Below are 12,934 nucleotides of genomic sequence, written 5' to 3'. Positions count from 1 at the left end.
TATTTACGACACAAAGCATGCTATAAACTAGTCTTGAAAGCCGTTTTTTGGTATAACTCACCCATTAGTAATACATGTCAGACCACCTTAAGAGAACATACTATGCCTTACGCACATATCACTGGTTGGGGTAAATGCATTCCACCAGCAAGCATTAGCAACGATGAAATTAGTGAAATAGTTGATACCACCGACGAGTGGATAACCTCGCGTACAGGTATTAAATCTCGCCGAGTGAGCCATGTAAGTACCGCCGAGCTGGCAACCGTTGCTGCTAAGCATGCTATTGCGTGCGCAGGCGTTGATCCTAAAGATATTGATTTAGTAATATTAGCAACCTGTACACCTTCTACTGTTGTGGCAAATACCGCCTCACAAGTGCAAAAAAACATTGGTGCAACAGGCGCTGCCGCAATGGATACAAACGCGGCATGTTCGGGCTTTTTATATGCATTGCAAGCTGCTACAGCACAAATTCAAGCGGGTATGATCAAAAAAGCAGTGGTCATTGCCGCTGAGCGTATGACCTGGTACGTAAACTGGGCACGTCGCGATAGCGCTGTTTTATTTGGCGATGGCGCAGGTGCAGTAGTACTTGAAGCGGCAGATACGCCAGCTGGTTTACTAGCAACCAAAACTGGTTGTGACAGTGAAGACCGCGATATTTTACACATCACTAACTTTGGTAGTGATTTAAATAAATATGAGCCAATTGGACCATCTGATTTATTATTTGAAGGTCGTGAAATTTTCAAACGTGCTGTTAAAGGCATGAGCGAAGCGTGCGACGATGTACTTAAACAAGCCGATTTGAGCCTTGATGACATTAATGTACTCGTTCCACACCAAGCTAACTTACGTATTATTCAAGCTATTCAGCATCGTTTAAAAGTACCTGACGAAAAAGTAATGGTTAACATTGGTGAGTATGGTAATACCTCTGCTGCTACGATTGCTATTGCGTTATGTGAAGCCGTTGAGCAAGGGTTAATTAAACCGCATTCAAATATTATGTCTGCTGCATTTGGTGCAGGCCTTACGTGGGCTGCAAGTTACATAAAATGGGGCGAACGCGTAACGCCTATTAGTGTAAGCGATGCCGCTTTACCGCCATGTGATAAAACCGGTTTAGAACTTGTAGCACCGGCCGTTAAAGCATGTAAAGAAGCGCAGCCAAGCTAACACAACATGTAGTAAGCAACATATAAAACGCACTTCATTAAGTGCGTTTTTGCTTTTTAAGGAATTAAATTTGAAACTTTTAGGTATTCACCACGCTGCGATTATTTGTAGTGACTATGCGCGTTCTAAACACTTTTATAGCAATGTACTTAAACTTAACGTTATTAATGAGCACTTTAGAGCTGATCGTAATTCATATAAATTAGATTTAGCCATGCCCGATGGTAGCCAAATAGAGCTATTTTCGTTTGATGGATCGCCCGCAAGACCAAGCTATCCCGAAGCACAAGGCTTAAGACATTTAGCTTTTAAGGTAGCGGATGTACAGATTGCAAAAACGTATTTAGAGTCGTGCGAAGTAAACGTTGAGGATATTAGAGTGGATGAAATAACCGGCAAAAAGTTTACCTTTTTTGCCGATCCAGATAACTTGCCACTTGAGCTTTATGAGGTTTAAAACTCATAAGCTCAAGTTCTTACTATTGAATCAAAAACTTATTTATTAAAACGATTTTGTAAGTAGTTAAATACAGCACGAATACCTAATGCTTCACCACCCGTTGGACGACCTGGTAATGCACGTAAGTTCCACGCCATTACATCAAAATGTACCCACGGTGTTGTTGGTTCAACAAATTCTTTTAAGTAAAGCGCTGCAGTAATAGCACCACCAAACGGTGTACTTGCGCAGTTTGCCATATCGGCTACATCACTTTTTAGTAAGCTTTTGTATTGCTCAAACAACGGAAGTTGCCAAACAGGGTCATGGACACTTAAACCTGCATCAATAATACCGTTTGCTACATCGCGCTCTGTTGAGAAAAAGCCCGGAAGCTCCGTGCCTAAAGCAACACGACATGCACCCGTAAGGGTAGCAAAATCAATAATTAGCTCAGGATTATCGTTTTGTGCTTCGCTTAATGCATCACACAATACTAAGCGCCCTTCTGCGTCTGTATTATCAATTTCGACCATAATGCCTTTGCGAGTTTTAACAACATCGCCAGGGCGAAATGCATTGCGCGATACTGCATTTTCAACAGCAGGTACAAGCACTCGTAATCTAATTGGTAAGTTAGCTGCCATAATAAGCTGTGCTAGTGCAATTACGTGCGCCGCGCCGCCCATGTCTTTTTTCATGTTACGCATGCCAGAACTTGGTTTTAAATCAAGTCCGCCTGAGTCAAAACATACGCCCTTACCTACTAGTGTAATTAATGGAGCATCTGTCGCACCCCATTTTAAATCAAGTAAACGCGGTTTATTTTCGCTTGCACGACCCACCATGTGAATAGTCGGGTAGTTTTGCTCTAGTAACTCATCGCCAATCCACTGTGAAAATTCGCCATTGTAAGTTGCAGCTAAATCTTCCATTACTTGCGATAAATGTTGCGGCATCATGTCTACCGCTGGCGTATTAACTAAATCACGTGCAAGTGTAATGGCATCAGCTTGTTGGCTAATACGCTCAAACAACGCTTTATCGCTAATGGCTAATTGCGCTTTTGCTGTTGGTTTTTCTTTATATTCACTAAATTCGTAACCACCAAGCACAAACCCTAAAGCAACTTGCTCTACAAAAGCGCTCTCGCCTTGAATTTGATAAGTACCAGTAGGAAGTGTATTTGCTAAATTACCCGCAGCCCAAAAATCATCGCTACTTTGCATTAAACAAAATACCTGGCTTAACTCGCCCGTTTTAGCATCAGGGATTAAAGCAACACCTTGCTTTTCGAAACCTGTATTAGTTAACCAATTTTGTATAAATGCAGGCTGCTGTGCTTGCCAGTCAGATAATTCGTTTTTAAGAATAAAAGATAAAGGAATACCAGAAGATGTATGACGTAGTAATGCACTCATTAAAAAGCTCATATAATATAAAAATGGTACTTAAGAGCATATCAATAAGCGCACCTAAAAGGTATCGCTAATTTGAAGGGATTTTAGCTACTTTTTTAAGCTATTTTTGGATTTTTGCTTTTGATTTTCTTGATTAATTTTCTCATCAAGCTCTTTAATCGATTTGTTCATATTAAACGAACTTGGCAGTACATCAACTCCCACCAAACTCCCTAATTTAACAACTAAAGGAATTGTAAGCGGGGCAAAAGGTAATACTGCAAACACACCGAGCCCTAACCCTTTTAAAATATCAACAAACTGTTCATTAGCGCGTTTTAACTCCTCTTTACTTGTTTGGCCTTGAGTGTAGCGCCTATAAATAGAGAGCATTTCTTTGGTTTCTTGTTTTTCTTGCGCAAGTGCAATTTTGAGCGCCACCATAGCACGGCGAAAACGCAGCTGTTGGCGTTTTTTACTAATTTTAACTACCCGCCAAGGTGCACGGTGAATAACTTTATATAATCGCATAACTTTTATTTTCACACAGCAGCACGGGTTCACAAAGAATAATTTACTTACAACATCCTTTAACTTATCCTTTGCACCAAATTAGTATTAAATACATACAACAACACTGAATATGACAAACCAACTACCGCAAAAACCCGAAAAACCAAAATCTGATGAATGTTGTGGTGGTGGCAGTTGCTGCCCCTGCGTGTGGGATGAATATAAAGAAAAATTAGCAACTTGGCGATGCGCACAAAACATTGAAAACACCACCAAAAAGAAACAAATAAATAACATTTAAATACTGATAACGCATTAATTTTCCTCTCAACAACCCTATTTGCACTTATTTAGTTCATTTTAGCTTTACTTTGCACCATTGTTGCATTTTTTCTTAAATTGAATCTTTTTGTTATCAAATGGTTAATTAGTAATTGCCCTTCCCGTTTTTTACCTATAGTCTGTAAATAGGACTTCACAAAAAGTAAGCTTAATTGATTAGGCTTTTGAGCTAAACCCTCAAACCTATGTGAAACAAAAAATTAAGTTAAAAATAAATGATGTGAAATTAGCATCAAAAATAAGAATTATTCTAACTGGGGAAAATTAGAATGAAATTAAAAAATAATGCGCTAAACCAAGCAATCAAATTTGCTTTAGCTACAACCACTGCAGGGTTGTTTTTTTCGGGTTCTGCTATTGCAGCAGACGAGCAACAGCAAACTAAAGTAAATAAAAACGTAGAGAAAATTGCCGTAGTAGGTACGCGCTCAGCTCCACGTTCAATCGGTGACTCACCAGTTCCAATCGATATTATTGGCGGCGAAGAATTAGAAAGATCAGGCAATACCGACATGCTTGAGCTTTTAAAAGGTGCCGTGCCATCTTTTAACGTACATCAAAATCCTATTAGTGATGCGGCCTCTCTTGTTCGCCCAGCTAACTTACGTGGTTTACCATCAGACAGCACATTGGTTCTTTTAAACGGCAAACGTCGTCATCGTGCTTCTGTAATTGCATTTTTAGGCGGTGGTATTAACGATGGCGCGCAAGGCGCAGATATTTCAGTTATTCCAAGCATTGCTATTAAACAAGTAGAAGTACTTCGTGATGGCGCAGCTGCACAATATGGTTCTGATGCAATAGCCGGTGTAATGAACTTCCAACTAAAAGACGCTTCTGAAGGTGGCAAATTAGAAATCCGCCATGGTCAATTTTATGAAGGTGACGGCGATACAACACAAGTGTCGGGTAACGTGGGTTTACCGTTTACCGACAATGGCTTTGCTAATTTAAGCTTTCAATATAAAACAGCTGATGCAACAAGCCGCTCAGTTCAACGTGCCGATGCCGCAGCACTTTCAGCTGCCGGTGTTCCTGATGTATCTTCTCTTGCACAAGTATGGGGCGCACCAGAAGTAAACGACGATATTACAATTTTTGGTAACGTAGGTTTAGAGCTAACAAACGATTCTGAATTTTACATGTTTGGTAATTACTCTGAACGTGATGTACGTGGTGGCTTTTACTACCGTAACCCGCAAACACGTTCTGGCGTTTACTCAAATGATGGTGGCGAAACACTACTTGTTGCAGATTTAACACCTGATATGAGCGCTAACTGCCCTACTATTGCAATAACAGATGGCAACGTATTAGATGATCCTGCTTATATAAATGGTGTAGCGAACAACCCAGATTGTTTTGCCTTTAACGAGTCGCTTCCTGGTGGTTTTACACCTAACTTTGGCGGCAACATTACTGATACTTCTTTAACTATCGGTACTAAAGGGCGATTCACTGGTGGTTTCTTAAAAGATACTTACTATGACTTAAGCGGTACTGTGGGTTTAAATGAATCACGTTACTTCATCTATGACACGGTTAATGCTTCTTTAGGTGCAGACACGCCACGTGACTTCAGTCCGGGTAAATATGAACAGCTAGAGAAAAACTTTAACTTTGATTTATCAAAGGGTGTCGACTTTGGTTTAGCTTATGATGTAAACATTGCCGGTGGTTTTGAATGGCATGAAGAAACATTCACTATCATTTCTGGTGATGAAGAATCTTACACAGCAGGCCCTTTAACAGCACAAGGTTTTGGTATTGGCTCTAACGGCTTCCCAGGTTTTAAACCATCACAAGCAGGTGAGTTTTCTCGACGTAACTATGCAGCGTATGTTGATGTTGAAGCACCATTTACTGAAGACTTTTTAATGGGCGTAGCGCTTCGCTTTGAAGACTACGACAGCTTTGGTACTACAACTAACTACAAAGTAATGGCTCAATACCATTTAACTGAAGATTTAAATATTCGTGGTTCTGTAAGTAGCGGTTTCCGTGCACCTACAGTTGGTCAAGCTAACGTAAGTAACGTACAAACAAGCTTAGACAGCGGCGTGTTACAAGATTCAGCGCTTCTTCCACCAACAAACCCTATTGCAGTGCAATTAGGTGGTACAGAGCTTGAGCCGGAAGAATCACAAAGCTATACACTTGGTGCTGTATACACAATCGGCGAGTTATTTTTAACGCTTGATTACTACAACATTCAAGTAGATGACCGTATTAGCCAATCAGATAAAATAAACTTAAGCCAAGCAGATAAAGATACACTTACAGCCGCTGGAGTTCCTAATGTACAAGGTCTTGCTCAGGTAAGCTTTTTTACAAATGACTTTGATACAACAACTCAAGGTATCGATTTAGTTGCAAACTATACTGCTGAACTAATGGGCGGTAGCTCTACATTTAGCCTTGCTTATAACTGGAATGATACTGAAGTAACTCAATTTAGTGAAATTACAGGTGCGTTTAAAGTTAAACGCTTAGAAGAAGATTTACCTAACCATCGTGCAACGTTCACATTGTCTCAACAATGGGAATCAGTTTCTGCATTTGCTCGTGCAAACTACTACGGCGAATACCAAGGTGTTCACGTTGATTATGATGCAACAGCTAAAACAGCAGATGCTGCAGTCACTATTGATGCTGAAGTAACTTACTTCTTAAATGAATCAGTTAGCTTCTCTGTAGGCGCTCAAAACTTATTCGACCAAGATGCTGAAAAACTTGATTTTGCAGATGCAACGGGTATCCCTAATAACAACTGGGGTGGTCAGTTCTACGAAACATCTCCGTTTGGTATTAACGGTGGCTTTTACTACGCTAAAGCAACATATACTTTTTAAACTATTTTCATGAAGAACCAAAGGCGAAATGTTAAAGACATTTCGCCTTTTTAATTTTATAGTTAATAAAAATAATAATGAACAATACCAATTGCATTGAATAAGTGTTCTATTATAGCGCTCAGAAAATAGCGTAATAACAAGGCGAAAACTATGATATATAGTTGCTCTATATGAATAATTTTTAACGCAGTGAGTACGCTATTTAATGCGATAGAATGATTATTTTTTTAATAAAATTGGTATAACTATGCTACTTAATAAAGCCAACCAACTACTGCAACAAAATAAACTCAAAGAAGCTGAGTTTCATTTTAAAACGCTATTAAATAGTAATCCCGAAAATGGTGAAGCTTTATTTGGCTTAGGCAGAATTGCCCTACGACTAGAGCGTTATGACGCTGCCGTATACTTACTCCAAAAAGCGTGTGAGCGCATGCCCCATATGCTTGAACCATTACATGCCCTTGCTGATGCATTTAACGGTGTTAATTCGCCAAACGATGCGTTAACGGTGCTCGAATACGCAAAAAAACTAGCAAGTCATAACCCAGAGCCTCATTATTACTTAGCACAGCACTATTTAACACATGGCGAGTTAGATAAAGCCCATACAACCTTTGCTCATGCACTCAGTATTGGGGTATACCCTGTAACAGCTTATATTTTATTTGAACTTGTGCAGTTAGGCCGCTTTGATAAAGAGCATAATTATGTAAGTAATTTGCACCACTTACTAACTCAAACGAGCAATTTACGTTTAAAAATGGTGTGTTACTACGCATTAGCAAACAGTTACGATGCACTTGAAGATACCGAGCAAGCATTTAATTATTTTATATTGGCAAATAAATTACAAAGAAAATTAAGTGAATTTAACACTAAAGATTTAATCCCTTTTTACGATGAAATAATAAAATACAACACCGAGGAATTTATTGCCTCTGCCGATAAAAAATTTACAGGTAATATTACGCCTGTCTTTATTATTGGTATGCCTCGTAGTGGCTCTACCCTCCTGGAGCAAATATTGGCAAGCCATAGTCAGTTTTCGAGCCTAGGAGAAAGTACGAGTATTAGTAATAACGCGGTTGCTTTTATCGAACAAAAAACGGGAGTTGCTTACCCGCAATGTTTAGCGTATTTAACGCCTGACTTAATCAAAAAAGCCCGCGAGCTTTATATCACAACATTAAAAACAGCATCGCCCATCAGACCTTTTATAATAAATAAACTGCCGAGTAATTATCAGTCGCTCGGACTAATATATATCCTATTTCCAAATGCCAAATTTATAAATTTAAGTCGTAATTTTAATGCTACAGCGTTTTCTATTTTCACTAATTACTTTGCCGAAAACGAGCCTTATTTTTGCTCACTACCTGAGTTTAAGCTTTATCATAGTGTGTATGAAAAACTGATGAGCCATTGGCACTCCTTTAAAGGTATGCCAATTTATGATGTCAGTTACGAAGATTTAGTGAGTAACCCAAAAGAGCTGCTAACGCAGTTACTTGGTTTTTTAAACTGTCATTTTGAAGAGCGCTGCTTAGCGTTTTATAAACAAAAAACACCGGTAACCACGTTGAGTAAACATGCTATTCGCCAACCTATTAATAACGCCGCAATCGCTAAGTGGGAGCGTTACAAAACACCTCTTTTAAAGTTACTTGATGAGAATTAATCGGATGTGCTTTAAACCAATTAAGTAAATCTTTAAATTGATCATCACGCGCACTTGGGTGGGTAAGCATATTAATATGATCGTAATCAAAATTATGCCCGTGTTTACGACCGTAAATTCGCATTTGTTGAATGCCAGGTCCTGATTCGTCCATAAACTTTTGAATATCGATTGGTTGCGCTAATGCTTTATCTTTTACCGCAGCAATATGAAGCGTTGGCGGTAAATGCAGGTTGTTTAGCGCTTTTGCATAATCAAAATTATCATCAGAATCTATCCATGGCTTCTTTTTAGCCCATTGCATACTTTGATAATGCGACTTTTGAGTTTCGTTATCGCTTCCCCACTTATAACCTTTAGCATTTAAATAGCCGTGTTTTTTAGCAAGTAAAGGTGCCATAAAATACCAAATTAAATTGGCTTGTAATAATTTTTGAGGATGGTTATTAAATAAAGAACGCTTAGAGCCAAAATACACACACGCTTTTACATCATTAATATATTCTGGAAAGCGTGCAAACGCGCTGTTCATCAATACCCCGCCCCAAGAGTGAGCGACCCAGTAGTCAGGCTTCTTGCCTTCAATCAACTCTATTTGCTTAATAAAGGCAGGGATGTCTTCTAGGATAGACTCAGTTTGTCCATATTCGGACTCGCTCGAAATAATTGGCTTACTATCACCTCGGCCACGTAAATCAGCCACATAGCATCGGTACCCATGCTCAGCCAAAAAAGGAGCTAGCCCTTTATTAGAATGGGTGTAAAAAATTTTACCGTTTTCTACAGCCCCATGCATAAAAAATACGACAGGCCCTTGCTGATTATCATCGCTGATACGACGTAAATGAAGTGTTTGTTGATCAGCTAAATTGATAATTATTGATTGCTGAGAAATCGCCACAGTTATTCCTTTTTATTATTTTCAACTCATCCTACCAGCAATATTAAATATACCAAAGGAAATGTCTCCACTTTACTCATCAGCATTTGTTACAATCACCACATCATATCTGTTGTTAAAATGAAGCCATGAAAGAAAATAAAGCACGTTCAAAATTACACCCGCGTAACCTACATAAAAATGGGTACGACTTCGATTTATTAACAACAGAGCACCCTGCTCTACTGCCTTTTGTTATAACCACACCTGCAGGTACTAAAAGTATTGATTTTAGTGATAACAAAGCCGTTAAAACACTCAATCAAGCCCTTTTGAAAGCACATTATAATATTGATTTTTGGGATATTCCTGAGCACAACTTATGTCCACCTATACCTGGGCGTGTTGACTACATTCATTACTTAGCCGATTTATTAAGTGACGATAACCAACAACAAATACCTTTAGGTAAGCAAATTAAAGTGCTTGATATTGGCACTGGCGCTAACTTAGTTTATCCGCTTACTGGTACAAGTGAATATAAGTGGCATTTTACAGGGACTGATATTGATGCAGCCTCGGTAAAAATAGCAAAGCAAATTTCTCAGTTTAATGGTTTAAAAATAACCCTAAAACAACAAAAAAACGCATCACATATTTTTAAAGGCGTTGTAAATCAAAAAGATTTATACCACTTAACGCTCTGCAACCCTCCGTTTCATGCAAGCGAAGAAGAGGCAAGTAAAGGCAGTGAACGTAAGTGGAAAAACCTAGGAAAAACACCCAGTAGCACACTTAACTTTGGTGGCCATAATAATGAATTATGGTGTGAAGGCGGTGAAGTACAGTTTATCTCTAATATGATTAAAGAAAGCGAAGACTTTGCAGAGCAAATACTGTGGTTTACGTCGTTAGTATCCAAAAAAGATAATATTGCAGCTCTTGAAGAAGTATTAAAAGCCCACCCAATAGCACAATATAAAATAGTTGATATGGCACAAGGTCAAAAAATCAGCCGCTTTATTGCATGGACTTACTTTGATAAAGACACTCGTGAGCAAATTTGTAGCGAGCTTGATTAATACCAATTTTATTAAAAACAATAAAAAGGATAAGGCAATCATGATAGATTTTCGCTCTGATACAGTTACAAAACCAACAAACACAATGCGCGATATTATGTACAGCGCACCGGTTGGTGACGATGTATACGGTGATGATGAAAGCGTTAACCAACTAGAAGCCTATGCGTGTAAGCGTTTTAACTTTAAAGCCGCACTTTATTGTAGCTCAGGTACACAAGCCAACTTACTTGCAATAATGGCGCATTGTGAGCGAGGTGACGAATACATTTGTGGCCAAAATGCTCACAATTATAAGTTTGAGGGTGGCGGAGCAGCTGTTTTAGGGTCTGTGCAACCACAGCCTATTGAAAACGATGCTGATGGCAGTATACCTTTTAGCAAAATAACGACGGCTATAAAACCAGACGATTGCCATTTTGCAAAAACGCGATTACTTAGCTTAGAAAATACCATAGGCGGAAAAGTACTCCCGCTTGAGTACTTAGCCCAAGCTCGTGACTTTGTTGACACACATAATTTAGCGCTGCACTTAGACGGCGCACGTGCTTTTAATGCCGCTGTTGAGCTAAATATTGATATCACTGAAATTACAAAACACTTTGATTCAGTTTCTATTTGTTTATCTAAAGGTTTGGGGGCGCCCGTAGGCTCTTTATTATTAGGCTCACCAGCACTTATTAATAAAGCAAGACGATGGAGAAAAGTACTTGGTGGCGGTATGCGCCAAGCCGGAATGCTTGCAGCTGCCGGGCAGTTTGCACTTGAGCACAATGTAGAGCGCTTAAAAGACGATCATGCAAATGCACGTTATTTGGCTCAACAATTAAGTGAAATCAGTGGCTTTACTGTAGATATGAGTAACACCACTAATATGGTTTATGCAACATACACTAGCAGTATAAATATTGAAGAGATTGCTGAGGCGCTTAAACAACAAGGTATATTATTTAGCCCAAGCAAGCAGCTTAGGCTAGTAACGCATTTAGATATTACGCGCGAAGATATTGATACATTTTTAAATGCTTTGTCGGCCCATATTTAACGCGGCTTTATAATGTTTGCGGCATACCGAAACGTATCGGTCATTGCCGCCAATTTCTACTTGGTTACCATCGGCTATTGCATCACCATTTTCATCGGTACGCAGTACATGGTTAGCTTTACGTCCGCAGTGGCATACTGTTTTAAGCTCAACTAACTTATCAGCCCACGCAAGCAAATATTGCGACCCTATAAATAACTCGCCTCTAAAGTCGTTACGCAAGCCATAACACAGTACCGGTATACCTAACTCATCAACCACATCGGTTAATTGCATTACTTGTTCTTTTGATAAAAATTGGCATTCATCAACTAACACACAATGGCGTTTTTTGTCGTTGTTAAGCGATTGAATAAGATCAAATACATCTTTACTAGCATCAAATACATGCGCGTCAGCTTGCAAGCCTATACGAGACGATACTTTACCCACGCCTTGTCTATCATCAATGGCTGCAGTAAGGATGACAGGTTCCATGCCACGTTCTTTATAATTAAATGCAGATTGTAATAACGTAGTTGATTTACCCGCGTTCATTGCAGAGTAGTAAAAGTATAATTGAGCCATTGCGGTGCCATTTTATAAAAAGTGCGCTTATGCTACCTTAATATTAAATTAATACCAATTTACAAACGCGAATTTAACGAGGTTATTTAAGTGTTTGTAAATATTTAATATAGATAGGTGCACTTTCAAACTTTGATAACCATTGCCACATTTCCAAGCTTAGATCGTTATTTTCTTCGTAGAATTTTTTTGAAAAAACAAGATAACCATGGCTGGTTTCGTAAGGGGGATAAATAGGTTTAACATTATTACCCTCATACGGATAACTCGACACTTTTAAGCCATCAACTTGGCATAGATCAACGCTCGCCTGCACCACGCCCTTATCTAGCAACTCAAAAGCTTTGCTTTTAGAAAACGTATTATGAATAAAAAATGGTTCTTCTTTCAACGCGCTATTTAGTCCATAGCCATTAGGAATAGCTATCGTAAATGCTTTATTTTGAAATACTTCGCGAGTCTCCCATTCTTTATGAAATTCATAACGCCCTATAAGGCAGCTACTAAATTCACTTACTGCATAGTCATCTTGTAACTTACCTTGCTGATCAACAGGGTAAACAGCAACGTTTTCTCGTCCTTTGCGGTAACTGGCAATAACAGCATTAACTCGATTAAATTCTAAATCGCTTAAGCATCTACGCCATGGTTTTCTAACAAACTTAATCTCAACACCATCAATCGCTTTATCTAATAAACTTAAAACCTCAACTGAGGCATCAGGTTGATCAATAGGTATAGCCTTATCAACACCTAAAAATAGTAGTGCTGCGTTTTTATCTTCATAACAAAAAAGTAATTCTTTGGCCGTAACGCCATCGCAAAAAACAATACACTTCAAAACAAAAATATAAAGTAACGTTCTAATTTTCATAGTGATTTTTATTTATAAACTAAATCTACAGTGTAGTATGTAGAAGTAAACATACAAAATATTCGTTAAATTAA

Annotated in this window: 12 protein-coding genes; 7 read left to right on the top strand and 5 right to left on the bottom strand. The window is 38.7% G+C overall.

Going from position 1 to position 12,934, the window contains the following annotated elements:
* Window positions 1-102: 102 nt before the first annotated feature.
* Window positions 103-1,182 (top strand): ketoacyl-ACP synthase III, encoded by a 1,080-nt coding sequence (locus GQR54_RS08330; RefSeq protein ID WP_010553987.1) that lies wholly within the window; start codon window positions 103-105, stop codon window positions 1,180-1,182.
* 70 nt (window positions 1,183-1,252) lie between these two features.
* Window positions 1,253-1,639, top strand: a complete 387-nt coding sequence (locus GQR54_RS08325; RefSeq protein WP_121953611.1) for a VOC family protein — start codon at window positions 1,253-1,255, stop codon at window positions 1,637-1,639.
* Between the two features lie 38 nt (window positions 1,640-1,677).
* Here the strand turns inward: GQR54_RS08325 and GQR54_RS08320 are convergent, their stop codons facing one another.
* Together GQR54_RS08320 and GQR54_RS08315 are read right to left on the bottom strand one after the other, a co-directional pair.
* Window positions 1,678-3,042 carry a leucyl aminopeptidase family protein gene (locus GQR54_RS08320; protein ID WP_010553989.1) on the bottom strand — a complete coding sequence of 455 codons (1,365 nt, stop codon included), beginning with the start codon at window positions 3,040-3,042 and terminating at the stop codon, window positions 1,678-1,680.
* A gap of 87 nt (window positions 3,043-3,129) precedes the next feature.
* The gene (locus GQR54_RS08315; RefSeq protein WP_166377131.1) at window positions 3,130-3,552 is read right to left on the bottom strand and encodes a hypothetical protein; all 423 of its coding nucleotides are present in this window, start codon (window positions 3,550-3,552) and stop codon (window positions 3,130-3,132) included.
* A gap of 112 nt (window positions 3,553-3,664) precedes the next feature.
* Between GQR54_RS08315 and GQR54_RS08310 the strand changes: the two genes are divergently transcribed.
* From GQR54_RS08310 to GQR54_RS08300, 3 genes are all read left to right on the top strand, one after another.
* Complete coding sequence (locus GQR54_RS08310) at window positions 3,665-3,835, top strand: oxidoreductase-like domain-containing protein (protein ID WP_101164269.1); 171 nt, start codon at window positions 3,665-3,667, stop codon at window positions 3,833-3,835.
* 310 nt (window positions 3,836-4,145) lie between these two features.
* On the top strand, window positions 4,146-6,728 hold the full coding sequence (locus GQR54_RS08305) for a TonB-dependent receptor (RefSeq protein ID WP_166377130.1): 2,583 nt from the start codon (window positions 4,146-4,148) through the stop codon (window positions 6,726-6,728).
* A 250-nt stretch (window positions 6,729-6,978) separates the two neighbouring features.
* Entirely contained in the window at window positions 6,979-8,412 is a 1,434-nt protein-coding gene (locus GQR54_RS08300; RefSeq protein WP_166377129.1) for a sulfotransferase, read from the top strand.
* On the opposite strand, the gene GQR54_RS08295 is transcribed toward GQR54_RS08300, so the two are convergent.
* Window positions 8,360-9,313, bottom strand: coding sequence for an alpha/beta fold hydrolase (locus GQR54_RS08295; RefSeq protein WP_166377128.1), 954 nt, complete (start codon window positions 9,311-9,313; stop codon window positions 8,360-8,362). The genes GQR54_RS08300 and GQR54_RS08295 overlap by 53 nt on opposite strands.
* Window positions 9,314-9,441: 128 nt before the next feature.
* On the opposite strand from GQR54_RS08295, the gene rlmF reads away from it, so the two are divergent.
* Both rlmF and ltaE read left to right on the top strand, forming a co-directional pair.
* Entirely contained in the window at window positions 9,442-10,374 is a 933-nt protein-coding gene (gene rlmF, locus GQR54_RS08290) for a 23S rRNA (adenine(1618)-N(6))-methyltransferase RlmF (protein ID WP_166377127.1), read from the top strand.
* Between the two features lie 40 nt (window positions 10,375-10,414).
* A complete protein-coding gene (gene ltaE, locus GQR54_RS08285; protein WP_166377126.1) occupies window positions 10,415-11,419 on the top strand; it encodes a low-specificity L-threonine aldolase in 1,005 nt (334 codons plus the stop codon).
* Here the strand turns inward: ltaE and GQR54_RS08280 are convergent.
* The gene (locus GQR54_RS08280; RefSeq protein WP_166377125.1) at window positions 11,393-11,986 is read right to left on the bottom strand and encodes a thymidine kinase; all 594 of its coding nucleotides are present in this window, start codon (window positions 11,984-11,986) and stop codon (window positions 11,393-11,395) included. The genes ltaE and GQR54_RS08280 overlap by 27 nt on opposite strands.
* An 82-nt stretch (window positions 11,987-12,068) precedes the next feature.
* Entirely contained in the window at window positions 12,069-12,860 is a 792-nt protein-coding gene (locus GQR54_RS08275; protein WP_166377124.1) for an amino acid ABC transporter substrate-binding protein, read from the bottom strand.
* Window positions 12,861-12,934: the final 74 nt, after the last annotated feature.

This window comes from Pseudoalteromonas sp. Z9A4, from assembly GCF_011378845.1.
GTDB classification, from domain to species: Bacteria; Pseudomonadota; Gammaproteobacteria; order Enterobacterales; family Alteromonadaceae; genus Pseudoalteromonas; species Pseudoalteromonas arctica.
The sequence above is the reverse complement of the archived record's forward strand: the minus strand, read 5'-3'. Positions and strand labels throughout refer to the sequence as shown.

Coding starts and splice junctions, on each gene's coding strand:
- GQR54_RS08330 (WP_010553987.1), top strand. CDS start 103: ATGCCTTACGCACATATCACTGGTTGGGGTAAATGCATTCCACCAGCA.
- GQR54_RS08320 (WP_010553989.1), bottom strand. CDS start 3,042: ATGAGTGCATTACTACGTCATACATCTTCTGGTATTCCTTTATCTTTT.
- GQR54_RS08315 (WP_166377131.1), bottom strand. CDS start 3,552: ATGCGATTATATAAAGTTATTCACCGTGCACCTTGGCGGGTAGTTAAA.
- GQR54_RS08310 (WP_101164269.1), top strand. CDS start 3,665: ATGACAAACCAACTACCGCAAAAACCCGAAAAACCAAAATCTGATGAA.
- GQR54_RS08305 (WP_166377130.1), top strand. CDS start 4,146: ATGAAATTAAAAAATAATGCGCTAAACCAAGCAATCAAATTTGCTTTA.
- GQR54_RS08300 (WP_166377129.1), top strand. CDS start 6,979: ATGCTACTTAATAAAGCCAACCAACTACTGCAACAAAATAAACTCAAA.
- rlmF (WP_166377127.1), top strand. CDS start 9,442: ATGAAAGAAAATAAAGCACGTTCAAAATTACACCCGCGTAACCTACAT.
- ltaE (WP_166377126.1), top strand. CDS start 10,415: ATGATAGATTTTCGCTCTGATACAGTTACAAAACCAACAAACACAATG.
- GQR54_RS08280 (WP_166377125.1), bottom strand. CDS start 11,986: ATGGCTCAATTATACTTTTACTACTCTGCAATGAACGCGGGTAAATCA.
- GQR54_RS08275 (WP_166377124.1), bottom strand. CDS start 12,860: ATGAAAATTAGAACGTTACTTTATATTTTTGTTTTGAAGTGTATTGTT.